Annotated in this window: 24 protein-coding genes; 10 read left to right on the forward strand and 14 right to left on the reverse strand. The window is 72.6% G+C overall.

What is annotated here, in order from left to right; all coding sequences use genetic code 11:
* Window positions 1-181: 181 nt before the first annotated feature.
* The 3 genes from ACZ6W9_RS24195 (at window position 182) to ACZ6W9_RS24205 (ending at window position 4,322) form a co-directional block, all read left to right on the forward strand.
* Window positions 182-2,029 (forward strand): ABC transporter, encoded by a 1,848-nt coding sequence (locus ACZ6W9_RS24195; protein WP_470119747.1) that lies wholly within the window; start codon window positions 182-184, stop codon window positions 2,027-2,029.
* Window positions 2,026-3,975 carry a GTPase family protein gene (locus ACZ6W9_RS24200; RefSeq protein WP_470119749.1) on the forward strand — a complete coding sequence of 650 codons (1,950 nt, stop codon included), beginning with the start codon at window positions 2,026-2,028 and terminating at the stop codon, window positions 3,973-3,975. Before ACZ6W9_RS24195 ends, ACZ6W9_RS24200 begins: the two co-directional genes overlap by 4 nt.
* A gap of 179 nt (window positions 3,976-4,154) precedes the next feature.
* A complete protein-coding gene (locus ACZ6W9_RS24205; RefSeq protein WP_179826102.1) occupies window positions 4,155-4,322 on the forward strand; it encodes a hypothetical protein in 168 nt (55 codons plus the stop codon).
* 175 nt (window positions 4,323-4,497) lie between these two features.
* On the opposite strand, the gene ACZ6W9_RS24210 is transcribed toward ACZ6W9_RS24205, so the two are convergent.
* From ACZ6W9_RS24210 to ACZ6W9_RS24230, 5 genes are all read right to left on the reverse strand, one after another.
* Window positions 4,498-4,842, reverse strand: a complete 345-nt coding sequence (locus ACZ6W9_RS24210; protein WP_362931378.1) for a DUF1036 domain-containing protein — start codon at window positions 4,840-4,842, stop codon at window positions 4,498-4,500.
* A 3-nt stretch (window positions 4,843-4,845) separates the two neighbouring features.
* A complete protein-coding gene (locus ACZ6W9_RS24215) occupies window positions 4,846-5,055 on the reverse strand; it encodes a hypothetical protein (RefSeq protein WP_362931380.1) in 210 nt (69 codons plus the stop codon).
* Between the two features lie 207 nt (window positions 5,056-5,262).
* On the reverse strand, window positions 5,263-6,729 hold the full coding sequence (locus ACZ6W9_RS24220; protein WP_470119752.1) for an aminotransferase class I/II-fold pyridoxal phosphate-dependent enzyme: 1,467 nt from the start codon (window positions 6,727-6,729) through the stop codon (window positions 5,263-5,265).
* Window positions 6,730-6,810: 81 nt separating this feature from the next.
* Window positions 6,811-7,191, reverse strand: coding sequence for a YbaB/EbfC family nucleoid-associated protein (locus ACZ6W9_RS24225; protein ID WP_389957774.1), 381 nt, complete (start codon window positions 7,189-7,191; stop codon window positions 6,811-6,813).
* Between the two features lie 43 nt (window positions 7,192-7,234).
* Window positions 7,235-7,627, reverse strand: a complete 393-nt coding sequence (locus tag ACZ6W9_RS24230) for a YbaB/EbfC family nucleoid-associated protein (RefSeq protein ID WP_389957772.1) — start codon at window positions 7,625-7,627, stop codon at window positions 7,235-7,237.
* 164 nt (window positions 7,628-7,791) lie between these two features.
* Here ACZ6W9_RS24230 and ACZ6W9_RS24235 point away from each other — a divergent pair, with 164 nt between their 5' ends.
* From ACZ6W9_RS24235 to ACZ6W9_RS24245, 3 genes are read left to right on the forward strand one after another with little or no spacing between them, the layout of a single operon-like run.
* Entirely contained in the window at window positions 7,792-8,118 is a 327-nt protein-coding gene (locus tag ACZ6W9_RS24235; protein ID WP_389957769.1) for a hypothetical protein, read from the forward strand.
* On the forward strand, window positions 8,109-8,990 hold the full coding sequence (locus ACZ6W9_RS24240; protein WP_389957766.1) for a WXG100-like domain-containing protein: 882 nt from the start codon (window positions 8,109-8,111) through the stop codon (window positions 8,988-8,990). The genes ACZ6W9_RS24235 and ACZ6W9_RS24240 overlap by 10 nt, the downstream gene beginning before the upstream one ends.
* Before the next feature lie 46 nt (window positions 8,991-9,036).
* Window positions 9,037-10,281 carry a tetratricopeptide repeat protein gene (locus tag ACZ6W9_RS24245; protein WP_389957763.1) on the forward strand — a complete coding sequence of 415 codons (1,245 nt, stop codon included), beginning with the start codon at window positions 9,037-9,039 and terminating at the stop codon, window positions 10,279-10,281.
* Here the strand turns inward: ACZ6W9_RS24245 and ACZ6W9_RS24250 are convergent.
* The 4 genes from ACZ6W9_RS24250 to ACZ6W9_RS24265 form a co-directional block, all read right to left on the reverse strand.
* Window positions 10,255-11,322, reverse strand: coding sequence for a type I phosphomannose isomerase catalytic subunit (locus ACZ6W9_RS24250; protein WP_389957760.1), 1,068 nt, complete (start codon window positions 11,320-11,322; stop codon window positions 10,255-10,257). The genes ACZ6W9_RS24245 and ACZ6W9_RS24250 overlap by 27 nt on opposite strands.
* 46 nt (window positions 11,323-11,368) lie before the next feature.
* On the reverse strand, window positions 11,369-12,028 hold the full coding sequence (locus ACZ6W9_RS24255) for an HAD family hydrolase (protein WP_389957757.1): 660 nt from the start codon (window positions 12,026-12,028) through the stop codon (window positions 11,369-11,371).
* Window positions 12,029-12,485: 457 nt separating this feature from the next.
* Entirely contained in the window at window positions 12,486-14,063 is a 1,578-nt protein-coding gene (locus ACZ6W9_RS24260; protein WP_470119757.1) for an ABC transporter permease, read from the reverse strand.
* Window positions 14,060-15,076 (reverse strand): ABC transporter ATP-binding protein, encoded by a 1,017-nt coding sequence (locus ACZ6W9_RS24265; protein ID WP_389957752.1) that lies wholly within the window; start codon window positions 15,074-15,076, stop codon window positions 14,060-14,062. Before ACZ6W9_RS24265 ends, ACZ6W9_RS24260 begins: the two co-directional genes overlap by 4 nt.
* A 93-nt stretch (window positions 15,077-15,169) precedes the next feature.
* Here ACZ6W9_RS24265 and ACZ6W9_RS24270 point away from each other — a divergent pair, with 93 nt between their 5' ends.
* Window positions 15,170-15,640, forward strand: a complete 471-nt coding sequence (locus ACZ6W9_RS24270; RefSeq protein ID WP_389957749.1) for a GbsR/MarR family transcriptional regulator — start codon at window positions 15,170-15,172, stop codon at window positions 15,638-15,640.
* A gap of 75 nt (window positions 15,641-15,715) precedes the next feature.
* Here the strand turns inward: ACZ6W9_RS24270 and ACZ6W9_RS24275 are convergent, their stop codons facing one another.
* The 3 genes from ACZ6W9_RS24275 to ACZ6W9_RS24285 all read right to left on the reverse strand — a co-directional run bounded on the left by ACZ6W9_RS24275 (window position 15,716) and on the right by ACZ6W9_RS24285 (window position 18,962).
* A complete protein-coding gene (locus ACZ6W9_RS24275) occupies window positions 15,716-17,173 on the reverse strand; it encodes a hypothetical protein (RefSeq protein WP_389957746.1) in 1,458 nt (485 codons plus the stop codon).
* Window positions 17,173-18,441 carry a KGGVGR-motif variant AAA ATPase gene (locus tag ACZ6W9_RS24280; protein WP_470119760.1) on the reverse strand — a complete coding sequence of 423 codons (1,269 nt, stop codon included), beginning with the start codon at window positions 18,439-18,441 and terminating at the stop codon, window positions 17,173-17,175. The genes ACZ6W9_RS24275 and ACZ6W9_RS24280 overlap by 1 nt, the downstream gene beginning before the upstream one ends.
* 65 nt (window positions 18,442-18,506) lie before the next feature.
* A complete protein-coding gene (locus ACZ6W9_RS24285; protein WP_470119762.1) occupies window positions 18,507-18,962 on the reverse strand; it encodes a hypothetical protein in 456 nt (151 codons plus the stop codon).
* Between the two features lie 353 nt (window positions 18,963-19,315).
* On the opposite strand from ACZ6W9_RS24285, the gene ACZ6W9_RS24290 reads away from it, so the two are divergent.
* Window positions 19,316-19,717 carry an NUDIX hydrolase gene (locus ACZ6W9_RS24290; protein WP_389957738.1) on the forward strand — a complete coding sequence of 134 codons (402 nt, stop codon included), beginning with the start codon at window positions 19,316-19,318 and terminating at the stop codon, window positions 19,715-19,717.
* Between the two features lie 105 nt (window positions 19,718-19,822).
* Here ACZ6W9_RS24290 and ACZ6W9_RS24295 read toward each other — a convergent pair whose 3' ends face one another.
* Entirely contained in the window at window positions 19,823-20,254 is a 432-nt protein-coding gene (locus tag ACZ6W9_RS24295; RefSeq protein WP_470119764.1) for a nucleoside deaminase, read from the reverse strand.
* A 2-nt stretch (window positions 20,255-20,256) separates the two neighbouring features.
* Window positions 20,257-21,135, reverse strand: coding sequence for an LLM class flavin-dependent oxidoreductase (locus ACZ6W9_RS24300; RefSeq protein ID WP_389957733.1), 879 nt, complete (start codon window positions 21,133-21,135; stop codon window positions 20,257-20,259).
* Window positions 21,136-21,229: 94 nt separating this feature from the next.
* Here ACZ6W9_RS24300 and ACZ6W9_RS24305 point away from each other — a divergent pair, with 94 nt between their 5' ends.
* Complete coding sequence (locus ACZ6W9_RS24305) at window positions 21,230-21,691, forward strand: Lrp/AsnC family transcriptional regulator (protein WP_389957730.1); 462 nt, start codon at window positions 21,230-21,232, stop codon at window positions 21,689-21,691.
* Window positions 21,692-21,777: 86 nt separating this feature from the next.
* Window positions 21,778-23,025 carry a cytochrome P450 family protein gene (locus ACZ6W9_RS24310; protein WP_470119766.1) on the forward strand — a complete coding sequence of 416 codons (1,248 nt, stop codon included), beginning with the start codon at window positions 21,778-21,780 and terminating at the stop codon, window positions 23,023-23,025.
* Window positions 23,026-23,061 lie beyond the last annotated feature (36 nt).

Genomic DNA, 23,061 nt, shown 5'->3' on the forward strand with positions numbered 1-23,061 from the left:
AGGCCGTTCCGGTCCGCCCTCGGGCACCGGGGACCGGGCCCCGTCGCCTACCGGATTCGCCCCCGTGATCCGGTCGGACGGCGGGGCCCTTTTCCATGCGCGGGGTCCGTGCGCGAGATCCCCGCGCGGAACCGATCACGTCGGACGTCTAGGCCGTTCCCTTTCGGGAAGGACCGCTCCTATGAACGGGAACGGCGGTCTGCTGGAGGCGCTGCGGGAGCTGCGGGGGCGCCTCGATCCTGACCCGCTCCCCCTGGAGACCGGCGGCGTCGAGGCGGACCGCAGGGCGCTGCGGGAGCTGGCCGGTCAGCTCGACGACTATCTGATCCCGCGCCTGAGCGCGATCGACGCCCCGCTGCTGGCCGTCGTCGGGGGCTCCACCGGGGCGGGCAAGTCGACCCTGGTGAACTCGATCGTCGGCGCCGACGTCACGACGCCCGGGGTCCTGCGCCCCACCACGCTGGCGCCCACCCTGGTCACCAGCCCCGCCGACGAGGCGTGGTTCACCGAGCAGCACGTCCTGCCGGGCCTGCCCCGCGTCACCGGCGGCGGCTCCGGGGAGCCCGGCACGCTGCGGGTGGTCACCGTCGCCGGCCTGCCGCCCGGACTGGCCCTGCTCGACGCGCCGGACATCGACTCGGTCGTCGCCGCCAACCGCGAGCTGGCCGCCCAGCTCCTCGCCGCCGCCGACCTGTGGCTGTTCACCACCACGGCCTCCCGCTACGCCGACGAGGTGCCGTGGGGGTTCCTGCGGTCGGCCCGGGAGCGGAGCACGGCCCTGGCCGTCATCCTGTCGCGGGTCCCGTCCGAGGCGATCGGCGTGGTCGAGCGTGACCTCGGGCGGCTGCTGGAGGCCAACGGCCTGGGCGGGACACGCCTGTTCGAGGTGCCGGAGCTGGTCCTGCCCGAGGACAACGCGCGCCTGCCGCGTCAGGCGGTCCAGCCGATCGCCGACTGGCTGACCGGCATCGCCGCCGACTCCAAGGCCCGCGCGGACGTGGTCCGCCAGACGCTGTCCGGCGCCCTGGACAGCCTCGCCGTACGGGTTCCCGCCCTCGCCGACGCGGTGGACCGCCAGCGCGCCGCGGCCGAGGACCTCCGCTCGATGACGGGCGCCGCCTACGCCGGTGGGCTGGCCGCCTTCGACCAGGGCATGCTGGACGGCTCCCTGCTGCGCGGGGAGGTGCTGGCCCGCTGGCAGGACTTCGTCGGCACCGGCGACCTGATGCGCTCCCTGGAGAGCCGGGTGGGCCGGTTCCGCGACCGTCTGGTGGCGCTGTTCACCGGGCGGCCCGCGACCGACAGCGAGCTGCGCGTCGCCCTGGAGAGCGGGGTGGAGGCGCTGATCAGGGCGGCGGCCGACGACGCCGCCGAACGCGCGCTGGACTCGTGGTCGTCGCACCCGTCGGGGCGCGCCCTGCTGGAGGAGACCGGGGTCGTGGCGGCCGGGCGTCTGGGCCGGGCCTCCGCCGACCTGTCCGTCCGCTCCGAGGCGGCCGTCCGGGGCTGGCAGGAGTACGTCCTCGGCCTGGTCCGCGAGGAGGGCGCCGACCGGCGGACCGCCGCCCGCGTCACCTCCTACGGCCTCAACGGCGCGGGCCTGCTGCTGATGCTCGCGGTGTTCGCCTCCACCGGTGGCCTGACCGGGATCGAGGTCGGCATCGCCGGGGGGACCAGTGTGCTGAGCCAGAAACTGCTGGAGGCGGTCTTCGGTGACCAGGCGGTGCGGACCCTCACCGTCAAGGCCCGGTCCGACCTGCGGGCCCGCGTCGCCTCCCTGCTCGGCGCCGAGGCCACCCGGTTCACCGAGCTCCTCGACGCCGTGCGGCCGCCGGAGGACACCGCCGGGGCGTTGCGGGCCGCGGCGCGGGCCGTACGGGAGCACCGGCGTGAGATCCCGGCGGCCTCCGAGGGCCGGGGCGCGCTGCCGCCCGGCGGAGCCGCCGGAGGGGTGAACGGCCTGGACGGCGTGCCGCGGGGCGACGCGGACGCCGTTCCGAGAGGCGGCACCGAGGGGCGTGAGGCGTGAAGCTGCTGCGACGCAGGACCACGGTCTCCCTGGACGACCGGCTGGACGCGCTGGCCGAGGCGGCCGACCTCGCCGACGGACGGCTGGCCCCCGTCGCGGTCGCCGGGGCCCGCTCGGTGGTCGCCCGCGCCGGGGTACGGCGCAGCCTGTCGGTCGACCACACCGCGGTCGCGCTGGCCGGCGCCACCGGAAGCGGCAAGTCCTCGCTGTTCAACCTGCTGTCCGGTACGACGCTCGCCACGGTCGGGGTCACCCGGCCGACCACCTCGGCCGCGCAGGCGGCCCTGTGGGAGGGGGCGGGCGCGGGGCCGCTGCTCGACTGGCTGGAGATCCCCCGCCGCCACGAGGTGGACGCCGGGGCCACCGGTGACGCCGTCACCGGCGGCTGGGCGAGCGGGGAGGTCCCCGGGCTGGTCCTGCTCGACCTGCCCGATCACGACTCGATCGAGGCGGCGCACCGGTTGGAGGTGGACCGGCTGGTCGAGCTGGTCGACCTGCTGGTGTGGGTGCTGGACCCGCAGAAGTACGCCGACGCCGCCGTGCACGACCGCTACCTGCGCCCGCTGTCCCGCCACCGCGACGTCACGGTGGTCGTCCTCAACCAGATCGACCGCCTGTCCCCGGCCGCCGTGGAACGCTGCCTGAAGGACCTGCGGCGGCTCCTCGACGACGACGGCCTGACCGGGGTGCCGCTGGTCGCGGTCTCGGCGCGCACCGGGGAGGGCGTGGACGAGCTGCGTTCCCTGCTCGTCTCGCGCGTCGCGAGCCGGCGCTCGTGGGCCGCCCGTCTGGCCGCCGACGTCGGCACGGCCTCGGACGCGCTCGCCCTGGCCTCCAGCGGCGCCGGTCTCCACGACGGGGAGTCCGTCATGGCCGGCGGGGCTCCCTACGGCGGCTCCGCGCCCGGCCCCGGCGCGGCGGCCCGCGAGAGGAGGTCCGGATCCGGCGCGACGGCTGGGAAGGAGACGTCCGGGCCCGGTTCGGCGGCCCGGGACGGGACGCCCGGCCCCGGCGCGACGACGCGTCCCGGAGGGGGCGGCGCGGGCCCGGCCTTCGGGGTGGTGCGCGACGCCGGCGCCTCGGCCGTCGGTCAGGTCGAGGTCGCCCCGCCGCCGGAGGTCCCCCTGGACGACCTCGCGGGGCCGCTGACCGGCGCGTTGTCGCAGGCGGCGGGGGTCCCGACGGTGGTCGCCGCGGTGGCCAAGTCCCACCGGCACCGTTCCGTCGCCGCGACCGGCTGGCCGCCGACCCGCTGGATCCGCCGGCTGCGGCCCGACCCGCTGCGCCGCCTCCGCCTCGGCACTTCCGTCCCGTCCTCGACCCGGGAGGCCGGGGCCACGCCGGGAGAGGGTGGTGGGCCCGTGGGCCGTACGTCCATCCCGGTCACGTCCGCCGTGCAGCGCTCGCGGATGGACACCGCCGTCCGTGAGGCCGCCGGAACCGCCTCGGAGGGACTGCCCGAGCCGTGGGCGGCGGCCGTACGGCAGGCCGCCCGGTCGCGCGCGGACGAGCTGGAGGACGGCCTCGACCGCGCCGTGGCGACCACCTCGCTCGGCGCGTCGGGACGGCCCGCGTGGTGGAAGGCGGCGGGGCTGGCGCAGTGGCTGGTGCTGCTGGTGGCGCTCTCCGGGGCGCTCTGGCTGCTCGGCCTGATCGCCCTCGACTATCTCCGGCTTCCCCGGCCCTACATGCCGACCGCCGGAGAGCTGCCCTGGCCCACCGCGCTGCTGCTCGGCGGGGTGCTCCTCGGGCTGGTGACCGCGCTGCTCTGCCGGGTGGCCGCGTGGCTGGGCGGGCGCCGCCGGGCGCGCCGGGCGTCCCGGGCGCTGCGGGCGAGCGTGGGGCAGGTGGCCCGGGAGTTCGTGCTGGACCCGGTGGGGGAGGAGCTGACCCGCTACCGCCGGTTCGCCGAGGTGATCACGGTGGCCAGGGGCACGTCCCGCTGAACCGGCCGGCCGGGGACTCCGGCGCTCGGCGGATCGGAGGGGCGCCTCCCGCCGGGGCACGGGACCGGCGGCCGTGCGCGGGTCGGCGTGCGGGGCGCTAGGTTGATGCTGCCTCGCCGAACGGCGCCGCCCGGCATGACGGGCGGTGAAGCCGCGGGGCGGAACCCAGGAGGAGGATCGTGAACCGCAAAAGGCTCGATATCGGCGTGCCCCTCGTCTTCGCCGTCGCGATCGTGCTGACCTCGCTCTTCGGCGCGGAGGGGACCACCGTCGGGATGGTGGCGCTGGTGGGCGCCATCGCCATCGGGTTCTACTTCGCCGCGCTGCGCAAGAACATCGAGCCCTAGCCGGCGTCGGCGGGTGGCTTCGGGGTGAGCGCCTCCCGGTCGGAGGGGGACGGATCAGCGGAAGAGACCGGGGTCCGGACGGACCTCGGAGCCGTCTCCCAGGAGGCGCTCAAGGGGGCTTCCTCACCGCGATGCCGACCGGCGGTGCCGGGGCGGCGCCCGGTGAGGGGCCTCGTCAGGCGACGAGGTTCACGTAGTAGCGGGAGTAACCGTTCATGTCGACCAGGCGGGTGCCGACGAGCCTGGCGGCGGTGCTGCCGATGTTGAGGCAGGAGTCGAAGGCGGTCTGGTAGACGTACATCGGGCCGTAGGGGCCGGTCCAGACGGCTCCGTTGGCGGCTTCGGCGTAGAAGGCGGCGTAGCGGTTGTCGGTGTTGAGGACGAACGCCTCGCCGCCCGGGTCGATGGCCCACCAGCCACGGGTGCCCCACTGACCGTAGTCACGGCAGGTGACGGGGCTGTAGAACATGATCGAGACCCACACCCTGGACACGTAGCGGTTGCGGAAGTGCAGCTCCACGGCCTACTCCTCCGGTTCCGTGAATCGCAGGGTCAGCGGCCGGTCGTCCAGCGCCTGCTCGGCCAGGGGCGGGAGGTGCTCGTCGGCGGCCGCCGTGATGACGGCGCGGTCGGCCGTCCCGGGACGCTCGTTGCGCTCCCCGGCGTTGGCCTCCGCCGCGCTCGCGAACGCCACCCGTGGGTCGGGAGGGCGTTCGCTGCCGTTTTCGGGCATGGTCTCACCTACATTCCTTGAATGCACAGGGTGATTTGATGACAACGTACAGTCATGTCAAAGGGCTGTAAAGGCTTCTCTTCCCCTGGTCAAGGCGTAAATGATCGAAAGAGCGCGTCGTGGGTGAAAAAACCTGGAAAAGGCAGGAAATGACGAACAGCCGGGACGTCCCGCCCGTTCGACACCGCCGGCGCCGGAGGGTGGCGGTCACCCCTCGGCGACGACGCGGACGCTCCCGACCTTCGGATCCGCCGCGTCCGGCACGACCATCCCGGCGTCCACCCCGGTGCGCAGGTAGTCCAGCATCGCCTCGGTGAGCCGCTCACCGGGTACCGCCGCGGGGATGCCCGGCGGGTACGGCGTGAGCATCTCCGCCGATACCCGGCCCGCGGCCTCCCGCCACGGCGCCTGCTCGACGCGGCCGAAGAACGCGTCCCGCGGCAGCATGACCTGCTCCAGCCGCAGCTCCCGCGGGTCGGGGACGACCATCGACGGGCCCGGGGGCAGCTCGCCGGCGTGCTCGGCCAGGTCCCTCAGCCCGGTGAGCAGCCTGGCGGCGGACTGCTCGTCGTCGGCGTGGGTGAGCTGGACGCTGATCCGGCGGTGGTCGGAAAGGTGCAGGTTGAGCCGGTGGTGCTCGCGGAGCCAGTCGGACGCGTGATAGCCGTTCGGGCCCAGCCCGGAGATGTCGATGATGATCTGGAGCGGGTCCATGTCGGACGCCCGGCCGGGCCCGCAGAAGTCGTCCCGGGTGTGGACGTGCATGCCCTTGATCCCGGCGATCCGCTCGCGCAGGCTCCCGGCCAGCGCCAGCGCGCGGTCGTACAGCTCGCGGCCCTGCTCGGCCATCTGCCGCCGCCAGCCGTCCAGGGCGGCGTAGACCAGCACCGACGGGCTGGTGGTGCTCAGCAGGTCGGCGCGCGACTTGAGCGCCTCCGGGTCGACGAGGTCGCCCTGGAGGTGGAAGACGGAGCTCTGTTCCAGCCCTGACCCCATCTTGTGGACGGAGGTGACGCAGACGTCGGCGCCCGCGTCCATCGCCCAGATCGGCAGGTCGGGGTGGAAGGGCAGGTGCGCGCCCCACGCCTCGTCCACCAGCAGGGGCCTGCCCCGCTCGTGGCACATCCGGGCGAGCCCGGCCAGGTCGCCGCAGGTGCCGTACGGCGTCGGGCTGGTCACCAGCGCGCCCTTGGCGTCGGGATGCTCGTCGAAGGCCGCGGTGAACGCCTCGACCGACGGCGGGTGGGCCAGGTGCAGGTCCGGGTCGAAGTTCGGGTCCACCCAGACCGGCCGGACGCCGGACAGGATCAGCCCGGCCACCATGGACTTGTGCGCGTCCCTGCCGAGGATCAGCTTCTCGTGCGGGCCGGCCACCGCCAGCATGGCGGCCTTGACCGACAGGGAGCTGCCGCAGGTGGAGAAGAAGGTGTGGTCCGCGCCGACGGCGTCGGCCAGGAGCTCCTGGGCCCGCTGCAGGATCCCCTTGGAGGAGGTGCGGTCGTCCAGGCCGTTGACGGAGAGGACGTCGGAGTGGAAGACGGCGTCCCCCAGCACGGCGCGGACCCTCGGATCGGCGCCGCGCCCCTGCTTGTGCCCCGGCGGGGTGAACGGCAGTTGCTTCTCGGCGTGGTAGGCGGCGAGCGCCTCCAGCACCGGTGCTTCTGAATGGTCCATCCCTGCTGGTTGCCCGGGTGGGAGAGGGGAAAACGACCGCCTTCCCCGCGTCGCGGTCCGCGGTCGCGGCGCGGGGCCGTCCTACTGGCTGAGGCCGCCCATGACCTGTTCGAACCGGGCCCGGGCCTGTACGGGGTCGAAGCCGTCCAGGCCTTCACGCATCAGCTCGTGGATCCGCCGTTCGGCGTCGCTCCGCGCCTCGCCGACGGCGGCCAGCACCTCCTCGGCCAGTGTCCGGCTGTCCAGCCGCAGGGCGCGGGGGTCGAACACGACCTCCAGCACCGTCCCGTCCGGTCCGACCGACGCCCTGACGTGGCCGGACGGGCCTTCGCCCGTTCCCACGACCTCGTCGAGCTCGTTCTGTGCCTCTTCGATCCACGCCATCATCCGCTGTGAGCGTCTCAACTCCTCATCGAGATCCTCGTCACGGATGTTGCCCGGATCCACGCGAAAGTCGTCCAACCTTCCACCCCCAGGGAAAGAATCCACGTCGGCCGTCGGCCGCTCAGAACAGTTCGCGAGCCACCTGCTCGACCCGGTCGCGGATGAAGGTCTCGTCCAGCGGTTCCGGCATGGACGCGGCGAGGGCCCGCACCTCATCCAGGATCTCCTGCGAACGCCGCCCCGCCGCCTGCTGGGCCTGCTGGAGCGCCGCCGTCACCTCCCGGCCGAGAGCGACGTGACCGAGCCGCAGTGCGCGTGGGTCGAGGTGGAGCGTCAGGATGCCGCCCCGCCCGTCGGCGGCGGCCCTCACCAGCCCGTCGGCGGCCTCGCCCTCCTCGGCGAGACCGCTGATCCTCTCCTCGCTCTCCTCCAACGTCCTCATCGCCTGGAGGGCGTGGCGCAGCGCCTCGTCCAGGTAGTGAAGATCGTCTCCCGGTGCTGGCGTCGGCGGCATGTCGTACTCCCGGAAGTGACCAGAGGGCGGGCGACGGCCAGTCTAGACGGAACTCAGAAGCCGTTAGGCAGCTATATGTAGCTATATGTAGATATGAAGGCGGCGCTAAGTAGCTATAGGGAACTTTGCGCGAATTTCTGGTGGTTTGCGTTAAGGTCACCGCCATGACTTTCGGGTTTGAGATCGCTCCTGATGCCACAGGGCAGGACGCCTCCCGGATACGAACTCACGGGGAAGAGTACGACGCCGCGGTGCAGCGGCTGCGGGACCGCGGCGTGGGCGGCGGGTCCTGGGGTGACGACGGTCTGCTCGGGCCGCTCACCGGCGTGTACGCCGACTGCTCCGCGGCGGCGGTCGAAGCCTTGACCGGCCTTTCCAACGTGATCACCGGGGTCGGCGACGGCCTGCGGGCCGTGGCGGCCAACAGCGCGACGACGGAGACCGACCGGACGAGGGAGATCGGCACGTTGGGCGACACGTCATGGGCGTGACGCTCCCGCCCGAGGTCGCGGGAATCGTGTCGATCTTCGCACCGTGGCCGAACGTCGATGAGGACGAGATCAGGAAGGACGCGGACGCCTGGCGCACCGTGCTCGCGGGCGCCCAGCCGGCGGGCGAGGCGGCCGACGGGAAGGTACGGCGGACGCAGGACCACTACCGGGGAGACTCGGCGACCGAGCTGGCGGGTCTCTGGCAGGAGAGCGGCGGCGACGGAGGGCATCTGAGCACCGCCGCAGGCGCCGCCCGGTTCGCTCCGGCGGTGCTCGACGGTACCGCGATGGTGGTGACGGCCACGAAGGTGGCGGTGGCCACACAGGCCGTAAGGGCCATCGTCATGATGCGGGCCCAGATGCTGGCGGGCGGAGCGTTCGGCGTCGGCGCGGCGGCCGCGACGATGTACGCCACCCGTCACGCGACGGGCCGGATCCTGCGCGAGACCACCGAAGGCGCCGGCCGGGTGCTGGCCCCGGCGGTCAGCCGCCGGGTCACCCAGCCGCTCCGGCAGGTCATCGAGAAGTTGCGTGGTCCCGGAGGCGGTGGCGGGCCGGTGCTGGCCGGGGCCGGCGGCCCCCGGGTGCCGATGGGACGGTCCCCCTTCCCACGGGCCGCCGGCCGGGCCGACGAGCCGCCGGGCATGATGCTCTTCGGGAGGAAGAAGGGCGGGGGCGGTTCCTCCGGTGGGGGCGGTTCCTCCGGCGGCAAGGACGGCAAGGACGGCAAGAACCCGCTCAACCAGGCGGGCAGGAAGCCCCACGAGTCGGGGGGCAAGAGCAAGTCCACGAAGGACAAGCACGAGAACGCCGCGAGCCACGGGGGCCGCCGGAACATCCCGCCGAATCCCAACAAGCGCAAGAAGAGTTGACGGCGTCGTCGTCGACGGTTGACGTACCCCGGGGAGGAAGTGCCTGATGAGTGCCGACGAGAGGCTCGACCGGGCCAACCGGCTGGCCGCGCTCGGCCTGCACGAGGAGGCGGCGGAACTGTACGAGCAGGCCGTTCGGGAGCGAGTGCCCGGAGCGGCGGTGCGGTACGGCCGGATGCTGTTCCTTGAGGACGACCACCCGGCGGCGGAACGGGTGCTGCGCGTGGCCCTGGCCGACGGGGACACCGACGCCTATGGCTGGCTCTCCGACACCCTGGTCGCCGTCGGACGTCCCGAGGAGGCGGCCCGCCTCATGGAGACGGCCGCCGGCCAGGGGATCCCGGGGAGCGTGCTGCGGGCGGCGACCATCTGGGCCGACGCCGTGGGAGATCGCCCCAGGGCGGAGGAGTGGTACCGGAAGGCGGTCGAGCGGGACGAGCCCGGTGCGGTCAACGACTACGGGGTCTTCCTCTCGGAGGACGATGACCGCCAGGAGGAGGCCGAGCGGTTGCTCCGGAGGGCGGCCGACGAGGGGGACACCCTGGCGTTCGGCAACCTCGGGGGGATGGAGCTGGACCGGGGAGACCCGGAGGCGGCGATCGACTGGCTGCGGCAGGGGCTGGAGGCCGGGAGCGAGCCCGGATCGTCGGCGATGCTGCACCTCGCCGTCGCCGAGGAACAGCTGGGACGCTTCGACGAAGCGCGTACCCATTTCGACCGCGCCGTCCAGGCGGGCGTCCCTGGCGCCCTCGTCAAGAGAGCCCAGTTCCTGGCCGACCACGGCGCCATCGAGGAGCGGGCCGCCGCCGAGGCCGACTTCCGGGCCGCCGTCGACAACGATGAGGAGGGCGCCCTGTACTACTACGCGGTGTTCCTCGATCGCGAGGGCCGTACCGACGAGGCGGCCGACCACTACCTGAGGGCGATCGAGGCCGGCTCCGACGGCGCGTACGAGGATCTCGCCCTCATCGAGCGGGAACGGGGGAACACCGGGCTCGCGGAGGAGTACCTCAGGGAGAGCATCGCCGCCGGCTGGCTGAGCGCCGTGTTCTCCTACGCGGAGCTCCTCCGGGAGTCGGGCCGGGGCTCCGAGATCGCCGCGCTGGTGCCGCGGGCCGAGTCGCTGGGCGCCACCGCCGAACAGCTGCGGACCCTGACGGACGGTCCGGAGCAGGACCAGGGGGAACAGGGCGCGACGGAGCAGGGCGCTACGGAGCAGGACCAGGTGGTGCAGGACCAGGTGGAGCAGGACCGCCGGACCGGCTCAGGCCGCCAGGCCCTCCCCGAGTGAGGCGATGACCTGCGGCCCGTAGCCGCTCGCGGTCAGTGGGGCGCGGATGTCGCGCTCCAGGTTCGGCAGGTAGCCGACCAGCAGGTCGGCCGGCCCGGTGACCCGTACCAGGCCGAGGGCGGCGGGCAGCAGCAGCGTCCGCGCCGGTCCGAGGACCTCGCACCATCCGCCGGCCTCGACCGCCACCGGGGCGCCGACGTTGCTCACCACGAGCGCGGTGTCGAACCGGCACGCCGGTGTCACGCCGGCCGCCACCCGCCAGCGTTCCAGGGCGAAGTACGGCCCGGCGCAGCAGATCACCCGCTCGACGTCCTCGCCCGCGGGGACGCGCAGACCCGGCTGGAAGTCGGGCCGCGGCTCCGGCCGCCACTCCTCCAGCAGCCGTTCGATGCCGGCGTGCCATTCGTCGGTCTCCAGGGCGGAGCCGTCCTCCATGCGCCAGGGCATGGCGTGCTGCTGGATGTCGGAGGTCTGCTCGATCTCGTAGACGAGGGTGCCGGGACCGAAGCCGTGCAGCGTCCCGCCGGGCACGTACACCGTCTCGCCCGGCCGCACCGGGAGCCGCCGCATCACCGCGTCGAAGTCCTGCTCCAGGAGGGCCGCGCGCAGCTCGTCCCGGCCCACGCCCTCCTTGACGCCGACCAGGGCGGTGGCGCCGGGGACGGCGTCCAGGACGTGCCACGCCTCGGTCCTGCCGTGTGGCTGGGCCTGCAGCCGCCGCGCGGTCGCGTCGTCGGCGTGCAGGTGCACCGGCAGCATGCCGGTGGCGTCGACGAACTTCGTGAGCACCGGGAAGTGCGGCCCGCTCCAGCCGCGGCACACCAGCTCGCCCGGTCGGTCCTCGACGAGCTCCCGCAGCGTGCAGCCGGCCAGGGGGCCGTTGCTCACCACCGCGCTGTCACCCTCCAGGTCGCTCACCTCCCACGTCTCTGCGACGGGCCCGTCGGGAAGGCCGGTACGGCCCAGCCGCTCGGCGATGGCCCGGCCACCGAAGACGTGGTCGCGGATCGGGCTGCTGAGACGCAGTGGATACCAGTTCATCGGAAACCTCCGGGAAGCCCCCGCCTCCGGGCGGGGGCCGGAGTCGTCAGGTGGCCTTCCGGAACGGCGTCCGGTCGAGCCCCTCGATCAGGTCGGGGATCGACTCGAAGACGTGGGCGGCGCCGGCCTCGCGCAGCTCCTCGGGTGAGAACCCGCCGGTGCGGACCGCGACGCCGGGCAGGTCCAGCTTGCCCGCGGCGAGGAAGTCCCAGGTGGAGTCGCCGACCGCCACACCGGACGCGCCCTCGGCCTTGGCGAGCGCCACCTTCATCAGGTCGGGCGCGGGCTTGGTCTTCTCGACGTCCTCGGAAGTGGTCCACGCCTTGCAGTGCTCGCGGCCGTCGATGAGGTCGAGGAAGCGCTCCACGTGCTGCGGCTTGCCGGAGGAGGCCAGGACCACGGCGAACCCGCGCCGGCCCAGCTCGGCCAGCAGCTCGGTCGCGCCCTCGAAGGGCCGCACCTCGTCGATCATCTTGTCGAACTCCTCGGTCCACGCCTCCCGCAGCGCGTCGCCGTGCTCCCGCTCGACCTCGTCCCCGGCGAGGGCGGCCACGATCTGGTCGCCTCCCATGCCGATGTGCCGGTGGATGCGCCACACCGGCAACACCACGTCATAGCGGATGAAGGCCCGGTACCACGCGAGCGCGTGCTGGTAGTTGGTGTCGACCAGGGTGCCGTCGACGTCGATGATGGCGGTGTCGGCCATGCGGTCCTCCTTCGGCGGTGCGGACGGGCGCCCGTACCACGGCGGTGCGGGCGGGTGCCCGTACTCCGGCGGTGCGGACGGCCGTCCGGACCTCGCTGGTGCGGACGGGCGCCCGTACCCCGGCGGTGCGGACCGGCCGCCCGGACCTCGGCGGTGCGGGCGGGTGCCCGGACTTCTGCGGTGCGGGCGGATGCCTGGAAGGACCCTGCCCCCGTGCGCGGCGCTCATCCCCGGCGGAGCCGGTCCGCCCCCTCGCGGGCCCCCACCGGGGACGGACGGCTCCTCCCTCGTTCCTCACCGCCTCCCACCTGCCGAAACCCCTTCCGCCCGCCGGCGAGCCCCTTCCGCCTGCCGGTGGATCCTTTCCGCCCGCCGGTGAACCCCTTCCGCGCGGCCCGCGTGCCCCGCGGTACGCCTCGCGGACCGTACGGCGGGACCCGCCCGGCCCCGGACGGCGTCAGCCGACGTCGCGGTGACGGAAGCCGTAGAGGCCGGCGGCCACGAGTGCGGCGGCGATCGCGGTCAGCGCGAGCAGCGGCGTCGCCGTCACCTCCCCGCCGGGGAGCTTGGGCAGGTGGCTGAACGGCGAGAGGTCCAGCGCCGCGGGCGGCAGGTTCAGCAGCGCGCCGACCTGGCCGAGCAGCAGGAACAGCGCGAGGGCCGCCCATGCCAGCGCGGTCAGGCGCGGCAGCAGGCCGGACAGCGCCGCCGCGAGCGCGGCCAGCGCCCACACCGCCGGGAGCTGGGAGAGCGCAGCGCCCGTCACCCTGGGCAGCTGCCCGGCGAGGTCGCCGCTGCTCGCCCCGTAGGCGGCGCCGACCGCGAGCCCCATGACCGCCAGCACCACGGCCGGGCCGAGCAGCGCGAACACCAGGTGGCTCGCCATCCAGCCGATCCTGCTCACCGCGCCGCTCAGTACCGGCTCGGCGCGGCCGAGGGTCTCCTCCCCGCGTGACCGCAGCGCCGCCTGCACGGCGTAGCCCGACACCGCGATGCCGAAGATGCTCACCACGCTCGCGATGAAGACGTCTGAGACGTTCGACCCGCCGCCCAGCCTGGCCATCATCTCCATCAGCTGCGCGTTCCCGGCCATCGCGTCGGCGGCGCCCTCCGCCGCCCCGCCGACCACCGCGCCGAAGAGGGCGAAGCCCACGCTCCAGCCGAGCAGCGCCCCCCGGTGCAGCCGCCAGGCCAGCGCGAGCGGCGACCCGAATCCGGGGGCGGCCTCCGCCGGGCCGAGGCGCGGCGGCAGTACGCCCACCGCGACGTCCCTGCGCCCGGCCAGGGCGTAGGCGACGGCCGACAGCAGCGCGGCCACCGCGACCGCCAGGACCGCCGGCCACCAGACCTCGCCGGCGAAGGGACGCATCCGCTGCCCCCAGGCGATCGGCGACAGCCAGGACAGCCACGAGGCGCCGGTCGAGTCGCCCGCCATCCGCAGCAGGTACGCGCCGCCGAGTGCCGAGAGCGCGATCGCCCTGGCCCCGCCCGCGCTCTCGGTGAGCTGTGCGGCGACCGCGCCCACGGCGGCGACCACCGTGCCCACCACGGCGTAGCCCAGGCCGAGGGCCGACGCGCCGGCCAGGCCGTACCCCTGCCCGGCGAAGGAGACCACGAGGATCAGCGCCACCGCCAGGTTCGCCGCCACGGTCACGGCCAGGGCCGCGGTGAGCCCCGCGTTCCTGCCGACCACGGTCGAGCCGATCAGCTCGCGGCGGCCGGTCTCCTCCTCCACCCGGGTGTGCCGGATCACGGTGAGCAGGCTCGCCAGGGCCAGCAACACGGGGGTGAACCCCGCCCGCCACACGCCCATCGCAGCGGCGTTCCAGTGCGTGACCGGGCCGTAGAGCGCCTCCAGCGCCGGGTTGGCTCCGAAGGAGGCGGCGAACCGCCGCAGCCCCTGCTCGGTGGGGTAGAGCTCGGCGATGCCGGTGGTCTGGGTGATCGGCAGCACGGCGAGCACCAGCACCCACAGCGGCATGATCAGCCGGTCCCGGCGCAGCACGAGCCGGGCGAGCGAGCCGGCGCCGGTCATCGCGCGTCTCCGCTCATCGTCCGGGCGTCTCCGTCCGGCTGCCGGGAGTCTCCGCCCGCCTGGGCGTCCCCGTCCGCCCGCCGGGCGCCGCCGTCGGCCGTACGGGCGTCCCCGCTCGCCGTACCGGCGCGCTCGTCCCGGTAGTGGCGCAGGAACAGCTCCTCCAGGGTCGGGGGCCGGCTGGTGAGCGAGCGCACGCCGACGGCCGACAGCCGCCGCAGCGCGTCGTCCAGCCGGTCGTTGTCGACCTCGAAGGCCACCCGGTCGCCGTCGGCCCGCAGGTCGTGGACGCCGGGCGCGTCGCGCAGCCCGTCGGGCGGGGCGGCCAGCTCGGCGGTGATCGACGTGCGGGTCAAGTGGCGCAGCTCGGCCAGTGTGCCGGTCTCGACGGTGCGGCCGTCGCGGATGATGCTCACCCGGTCGCACAGCTTCTCGACCTCGGCGAGGATGTGGCTGGACAGCAGCACCGTACGGCCCCGCTCCCGCGCCTCGGTGACGCAGTCGGTGAAGACCGCCTCCATCAGCGGGTCGAGCCCGGAGGTCGGCTCGTCCAGCAGCAGCAGCTCCGCGTCGGAGGCGAGCGCGGCGACGAGGGCGACCTTCTGCCGGTTGCCCTTGGAGTAGGCCCGTCCCTTCTTGCGCGGGTCGAGGTCGAACCGCTCGATCAGCTCCTTCTTACGGGCCCGGTCGAGACCGCCGCGCAGCCGGCCGAGCAGGTCGATGACCTCGCCGCCGGACAGGTTGGGCCACAGCGTGACGTCGCCGGGTACGTAGGCCAGACGGCGGTGGAGCTCGACGGCGTCCTTCCAGGGGTCGCCGCCCAGCAGGCGGACCGTGCCCGAGTCGGCGCGCAGCAGGCCGAGCAGGACGCGGATCGTGGTCGACTTCCCGGCGCCGTTCGGGCCGAGGAAGCCGTGCACCTCACCGGCCCGGACCTCCAGGTCCAGGCCGTCCAGCGCGCGGGTCCGGCCGAATCGCTTCGTGACGCCGGACACCGAGATGACGTTACTCATACTTTAGAATGTACAGAGCCTTCAGAGAAAAATGAAAGTACCTGCCCGGGTCCTTGACGCTGGAGAATGCCGGAGAGAACCGGAGGGGGAGAGATGCGCGACGAGGAGGCCGTACGCCGGTTCGTGGAGCGGATGGGCCGGATGCTGGCCGCCATGGGCGTCCCGCCGATGGCGGCCCGCGTGCTGCTCACCGTGATGACCGCCGAGGAGGACGCGCTCAGCGCCGCCGACCTCGCCGAACGGCTCGGCGCCAGCTCCGGCGCCATCTCGGGCGCCGTGCGCTACCTCGTGGACATGGATCTCCTCCGCCGGGAGCCGGTCCCGGGCTCCCGGCGCGACCTGTACCTCCTGAGCGGCAAGAGCTGGTGGGAGGCGACGATGAGCAAGATGAACCGGCTTCAGCTCATCGCCGACACCGTCGACGAGGGCATAGCCGCGGTCGGCGGCACCGACAGCCGTCCGGGGCACGGCATGGCCGAGATGCGCGACTTCTTCGCCTTCTGCCACGACGAGATCCTGCTCATGATGGACCGCTGGGAGCAGCGCAAACCCACCCGCGACTGACCCGCCGTACGCCCGCCCGTCAACGGCCGCCCGGAGTCCACCGCCGTTTCAGGTGCCGCCGGGCAGTACCGGCAGTCATGATCTGACCCGTGGCACCCCGCCCCGGCGGCCGATGGAGAACGCGACGCGATAGACGTCCGGGAGGTCGATGCGGCCATCCTTGCGGCGTCGCATCACGCCCAACTCGATGAGCTCCTGAACGAGCTCCGGATAACGGTCGGGAGAACGCGGGCCGGTCCGGACCTTCTCGTCCTCGACGAAACGGGTGACCTGCCGCTGCAACACCTCGGTGAGACGGTGCTCGGTCCACAGGTCGATCACGGTGCTCTCGTCGATCGGTACCTGCTGACCGGCGAGGGGGGCGATGACGGCCTGCACCCAGGGCAGGTCTTCCCTGATCTCCCCCACCCGGGTGGTGGAGGCCGCCTGCACGCCCCGTCGGATGCCCTCGTAGTGGATGGGGTACCGGTGCGTGGCGTACTGCGCGGTCGTCTCCTCCGCCGCCTTGGCCAGGGCACTGAGAAAACTGCGTGGACTGACCTGCTCGGCCCCGTCCATCAGATGGTTGGGCAGCCAGGTGTAGGTGTGCCCCTTGCGGAAGTTGGCGCCCATGTACGGTCCGGCGATCTCCGCGAACAGCTCCGCCTGCCGCGTCTCGTCACCGAGAAGGGACGGTGGAGGAAGATGGCGGCCGGGCGTGGGCTCGGTCCACCCCGGTACAGCTTCGCGGAATCGTTCGGCCGGCGGCGACGGGTGATTGCCGAGATGGTGGAAGAGCAACCCGTACAGGTTGGGAGGCGACCACCTGAGACTCGCCGCGTTGGAGACGAGTTTCGATGCGTCGGGGAAGGAGAGCAGCGCCCCGTCCAGCATGTCCGGCCGAATGAATATCTTGAAGCGGACGGTGCGGGTGCTGAGCCGGGTTTCCAGGGCGAGTTGCAGGATTCCGGCGACGAGTTGGTCGGCCTGACGGCGATCGCGGTGGAGGTGCTCAAGAGCGTCGAAGAGGATCAGCTGCGCTGTGCCCGCGTCCCTGCCTCGCCGGTCGGCTTCGGCGATGGCCCTGTCCCGCTCACCGGGATGGTCGCGTACCCATTGGATACGGTCCTTCCAGGTGGGCATTTCGCTGATCTCCGGTGTTCCCAGTGCGACGAGCAGAACCGTGTTCCACAGATCCAGGGGAGTCGCACCACCGTCCACGAGGCTGCGCAGCTCCGCTGAGCCTGGATAGCTTCGGGGGGCGTTGTCAGCGCCGTAACCGGAACGGACGGTCATACGGGTGAGCCGGCCGATGCGGTATTCGTTGGCCGCCACCGTCCGCAGCCGGTCGTCGAGCAACGAGCGGAACCAGAACGTCTTGCCCACCCCGCGCCCGCCCTTGACGACCGTGGCGTCCACATCCAGCGCGAGACGATGACTGTCCGGAGTGAAGAGCGTGTTCACCGTCGGCTCGATGGTGTCGGCGTCCTGCGCGCCGGGCAGCGCGTCATGGAGCAGGGTACGGAGATCCTCCACATCGAGGGCGATCGTCATCACACCCCTTCGACGATGAGACGGGCGGCGGTGTCCAGGAACTCTCCGTATGCGGCCTGTACAAACCTCCGGTCGCTCCACCCCGGGCTCGTCGCCCCGTCGAGGCCGACGAGCTCCTGGGTGAAGAGTATGGGAATGGGAGAGTGCGGAGCGGAGACGTCGTCGGGGCTCGGATTGAAACCCGTCAGGTCGTCGGCCGTCAGGTCGTCGTAGAGCACGGAGAAACAGGTCCAGGAATGCTCGCGGAACGATGCCAGGTAGTCGGAACGATGCTCGTCCGGAACCATCGAGGCGACCATCCGTAGTTTCTCGCGGATCGCGGCCCCCTGACCGGAGGCGCGCCACGCGGTGAACAGGTCGCGGTAGCCGTGCCACGTCTGACCGCTGTCGGAACCGAAGAGCAGGGCGAGGTCGCACAGCCGCGAGATGGCGATGGCGGCGATGTCGTGGATGCCGGCCCGGCTGTCGAGCAGGACGATGTCGGGTCGGCGGCTCCGTTCGGCGACGGCCGACTCGCAGGCGGCGACCGCCGCCTCCAGTCGGTCGGCGAAGGTGGAGGGCGCGATACCCGGAACGTCGGCGTAGACACGGTTGAGCTTGCCGACGTATGCGTACGGGACGCCTTCCCGCCCCCGCCCCCGTGCCGGGGCGACCCACAGCTCGCCGTTGCCGAGGCTGGGGACGGACGCCCGTGCCACCAGGTCCAGCCCTTCGGCGTTGTCCAGGGCGGATTCGACGAGATGGTCGATCAGGCCGTACTGCGGCGTGGCGTCCTCGCCCAGGAGAAGGGGACCCGAGCCCGGTGATTCCAGGTCGAGGTCGACGACGAGGACGCAGTGTCCCCGGTCCGCCAGGTGTTTTCCGAGCATGAACGTGGCCGTGGACCGGCCGACGCCACCTTTGAACCCGTAGAGCACGGTGCGCGTGGCTCCGGTGGCGGACGTCCTGGCCGGTGAGACGGTGACATGGGCCCAGTCCTCGCCCACCACGGTGTTGTCGAGTGCGAGGATGCGCCCTCGACCCGGAGCGCTCTCCCATCCGGGTTCGTCGACCGCATGGGGGGAGCCGAAGACGGCTTCCGCCGCGAAGAGCTCGCGGGCCAGCAGCACCGGCTCCGGGGCGGCGTATCGCCCGAGGCGTCCGGCCAGCTCCTCCCGCCACCGGGTGACGGTGTCGGCCGGTAATTCCCGCTGCCGGTCGTCGAGAACCAGGGACAGCCGTCCGAGAATGTCTCGCACCACCACGCAGTCGACGCCCTCTTCCGCCACCTCCTGGGCGATTTCGAGAGCTGGTGGGCGCGCATCATCAAAACGGACGATATTGGAAGAAACACTCACTGAAGGACTCCGTTGATGAGCGCCTGCTCATGGAGAGCGAGGATGAGATGGGCCGCTGTTTTACGTTCGCTCATTATGGTGGCGCTCAGTGGCGGGTTTCCATGGTAACGGTGGGTGACATCCCAGGTTCCGAAGGGTTCGGCCGCATTGAGCGCGGTCATCAGGGCGCTTCCGGACCGTCCTCGAAGGAGGATCCTGACGTCGGCCCACAACCCCGGGAGGTGCCCGTACTGGTTCGTGCCTTCAGGCCCGGACGTCGACGGCTTGCCGTTGCCTGCCAGCGTCGCGTTCAGGAACGTCAGCAGAACGCTCTTCAGTGCGCATTCCACCGCGAAGCCGTAGTGATGGTCGGCGTTGGGCAACCGGCCGTCGTCGTGCAGATATACGGCGTCCGCGTAGTGGCGGCGAGCGGCTCCGGTGAAATCCTGATTCTGGGGGGATGTCGAGGGCACGCCCGGATCTTATGGGCTCGGTGCGGCCTGAATAGGGGATCCCTGAGAAAATATGGGTTTCCCGCCCTCCATTGCCCGAGTCGCCTGACGCGCTCCTTTCTCCGATGGTTGCTACTGCCCATGATGAAAAGCGAGAAATGATGAAATGGGCAAGAGGGGGGTGCCGCATTCGTGGTTACGGTGGGGGCGGGTCACCGCATCGTCGACGGCGGCTGATCGGATCGTGGGTCTGACGGGGTCCGGAAACGGAGCCTTCCCCGTCGGGGGTGAGGAGCCTGCTCGGGAGTCGACGGCGAGGCGCTCCGGATAGGCTCTGGCGAAGGTCGGAAACCACGAGGAACGGGGACGCCGCGATGCCGGTGCTCATCGACAAGGTGGCCTGGATCAGGCTGGAGGGCGGCAGGGTCCTCAGCACGCGCTCCCGGGGCAAGGACGCCTACTACTTCCCCGGCGGCAAGCGTGAGGCCGGGGAGAGCGACGCGCAGACCCTGGCCCGCGAGGTCACCGAGGAGCTCACCGTGGCGGTCCTCCCCGGGACCGTCGCACTCCTCGGCGTCTACGAGGCCCAGGCGCATGGCCACCCGGAGGGGACGGTGGTCCGCATGACCTGCTACACCGGTGACTACCGCGGCACCCTCGCCGCGGCGGCCGAGATCGAGGAGGTCGCCTGGCTGTCATACGCCGACCGCGACCGCGTCTCCCCGGTGGACCAGCTCATCTTCGACGACCTGAAGGCCGCGGGCCGGCTGCTCTGATCGCGCGCCGGCCGGGCGCTCCGGCTCGGCGGCGGTCAGTGGAGCTCGGAAGCCGTCACGGCGTCGACCTCCCCGGGGGACGACCCGGACGGTCAGGCCCAGCCCTCAGTAGTAGCCCTCCACCGGGACGCGGGCCTCGTCGAACAGGGCCGAGCCCTCCTCGGAGAAGGAGAAGACGACCGGCACGGCGTCGGGTGACTTGAGGCTCGCGAGCTGCTCGGGGGAGAGCGCGTAGACGACGCGGCCCAGGCCGGACCGCTCGATGGCGCCCGCGCACATGCCGCACGGCCGGCAGCTGGTGTACATGGTGGTGGCGGCCGCGACGGCCCGGTCCAGCTCCCGGGCCGCCCACCTGGCCAGCTTCAGCTCGGGGTGGGCGGTGATGTCGGCGTCGGTGAGGCTCGTGTTGCGCTCCTCCACGAGGATCTCGCCGCCCGGCCCCGCCAGCAGCGATCCGAACGGCGGGTTCCCGCCCGCCCTGGCCTCGGCGGCCAGCTCGACGGCCCTGCGGAGCAGCCGCTCGTCGTCACCCGTCATGATCACTCCGTTCCCGTGTGTGTGATGGTGTTCTCCGTCGTGAGCGTCCGCCGCAGGTCGGCGACGGCCGCGAGCGCCCGCCATGCCACCTCGGGGTGGAGGGTCTCGGCGGGGTCGCCGCCGAACGGGTCCAGTACGACGGTCCCGGCGCCGAGCAGGCGCAGCCGCTCCAGGTCCTCGGTGATCTGGTCGATCGTCCCCTCGCCGGCGAGCCGGTCCGGCCCGGTGACCGGCGCCTCGGTGAGCCGGAGGACCATGCGGGGGACCAACGCGGGCGCGGGCCGTCCCTCCTCGGCGGCGACGGCCTTCAGCCGGTGCACCGCCTCGGTCAGCCAGGGAAGGGTGAACCGCAGCGGGTGCCAGGCGTCGCCGAGCCGTACGGCGCGGCGCATCGCGGCGGCGCTGTGCCCGCCGACCCAGAACGGTATGTGCCCGGCGCGGTAGTCGTCGTCGTCCTCCCAGGCGGCGCGGATCGCCCGCAGATGGTCGTCGGTGAGCTTCCCGCGCCGCTCGAACGGCACGCCGAGCGCCTCGAACTCCTGGCGCGCCCAGCCGGCCGCCACCCCGAGGACCAGCCGTCCCCCGCTGAGCCGGTTGAGGTTGGCGGCCATCCGGGCGACGAGCAGCGGGTGCCGGTAGGGAACGATCAGCACCGTGGTGCCGAGCCGGATCCCGTCGGTGACGCCGGCCAGCCAGGAGAGCGTGGTGAACGGCTCGTAGAAGGGGGCCGGGTACTGCTCGGCGACATCCGGGGTCACCGCGACATGGTCGGAGACCATCAGCAGGTCGAAGCCCAGCCCTTCCACCGTCCGTGCCCAGCGGCGCAGCGTGTCCGGGTCGGTGCCCGGCCCGAAATTCGGGACATTGACTCCTATTTCCACCTGTTCGAGGCTAGTTGTCCAGGCGGTTCGTCCGGAAGGGAGTCCTCCCGGCATGACGGGGGATTCGCCGGGGATGTGACGGTATTTTTGGCGAATGGCCGAGAATCTTGACCAGACCGACTGGGCGATCCTCGCCGAGCTCCAGCGGGACGGCCGGGTTCCGCTCACCGAGCTGGCGCGGCGGGTGAGCCTCAGCGCCTCGGCGACGACCGAGCGGGTCAGGCGGCTGGAGTCGATGGGCGTCATCACCGGCTACCGGGCCGAGGTCGATCTGGAGAAGGCGGGCTTCCCGGTGCTCGCCGTGGTGCGCCTGAAGTATCCCGGCAACCGGCACGAGCCGCTGCGCCGGTTGTTCGGGGAGCGCCCGGAGATCCTGGAGTGCCTGCGCACCACGGGCGAGGACTGCTACGTGCTGAAGGTCGCCGCGACGTCCATGCCCCACCTGGAGCAGGTCGTCAACGAGCTGACGGCGTTCGGCAGCACCACCACCAACATCGTCTACAGCCGCACCCTGCCCTACCGCGGCCCCGGCGGTCCCTTCACCGCTGATTCGTAGGATCCGGCTCCGGCGAGCCGTCCCTCATGCCCCGTCCCCCTCCGTCCTTGCCGTGCGCGTCGAATCCGGATACCTTCATCATCTGAATGTTGAAGAAATCTGAACTGGAGAGTGCGATGGCCGACTCCGGCCCCGACATGAACGGCGTCCCCGAGATCGATCTCACCGATCCCGAGGTGATCCGCGATCCCTTCACCGCGTACGGCGACGCCCGGGAGCGCTCACCGCTGGCGCGGCTGCTCATCCCCGGCATGCCGATGTGGGCCGTCACCCGGCACGAGGACGCCCGCGCGCTGCTCGCCGACCCGCGGTTCGAGATCACCGAGAGCAGCTTCATGCGGCCCGACGTGCCCGCCGACTGCCTGCCGTACATGCGGACGATGAGTGAGACGGAGGGGCGGGAGCACGTGCGGCTGCGGCGGCTGGTGGCGCCCGCGTTCACCGCGCGCCGCGCCGCCGCGTTCCGGCCCCGGATCGAGCGGATCGTCGAGGGCCTGCTCGACGAGCTTCCCGCCCACGCCGAGGACGGCTCGGTGGACCTGCTGTGGCACTTCGCCCGCCCGCTGCCGATGGACGTCATCTGCGAGCTGGTCGGCATTCCCGAGGCCGACCGCCCGAGCTGGCGCGAGTACGGCGCGACCATCGCCTCCGGCGCGGGACAGGCGTTCGCCGCGGCGATCCCGGCCATCATGCGGGGCGCCGAGGCGGCGGTGGCGCGGCGGCGCGAGGAGCCCGGCGACGACCTGCTCTCCGACCTCGTCCGCGTCCGGGACGAGGACGGCGACCGGCTCAGCGAGATCGAGCTGGTCATGCTGGTCTGGCAGCTCGTGCTGTCCGGTCAGACGCCGACCAACCTCATCACCAACGCCGTGGCGGCCCTCCTGGACCATCCGGAGCAGCTCGCCGCGCTGCGCGAGGACCCGGCGCTCACGCCGCGCGCCGTCGAGGAGCTGATCCGCTGGTGCGGCCCGACGCTGCTGACGATCCCCCGCCACGCCCGGGAGGACACCGAGCTGTACGGCGTGCCGATCGGCAAGGGGGAGCCCGTCACCGTCGCGGTCGCCGCCGCCAACCGCGACCCGCGCGTGTTCGCCGACCCGGACCGGCTCGACGTCACCCGGGTCCCCGGCACCCCCGGTACGGCGAGCCACCTGGGCTTCTCCCACGGGCCGCACTTCTGCGTCGGGGCGTCGCTGGCCCGCGTGCAGACCGAGGCCGCGCTCACCGCCCTGCTGCGCCGCTTCCCCGGCCTGACGTCGGCCGCGCCGCCGGCCGGGCTGCGAGCCCCCGACCCGGGCACCTGGCGGCTGACCGCGCTGCCCGTGACCGCCTGACCTTCCCACCGCGAGGGCCCTCGGCCTGGGCCCTCG

The organism is Streptosporangium sp. NPDC053982 (assembly GCF_055585205.1).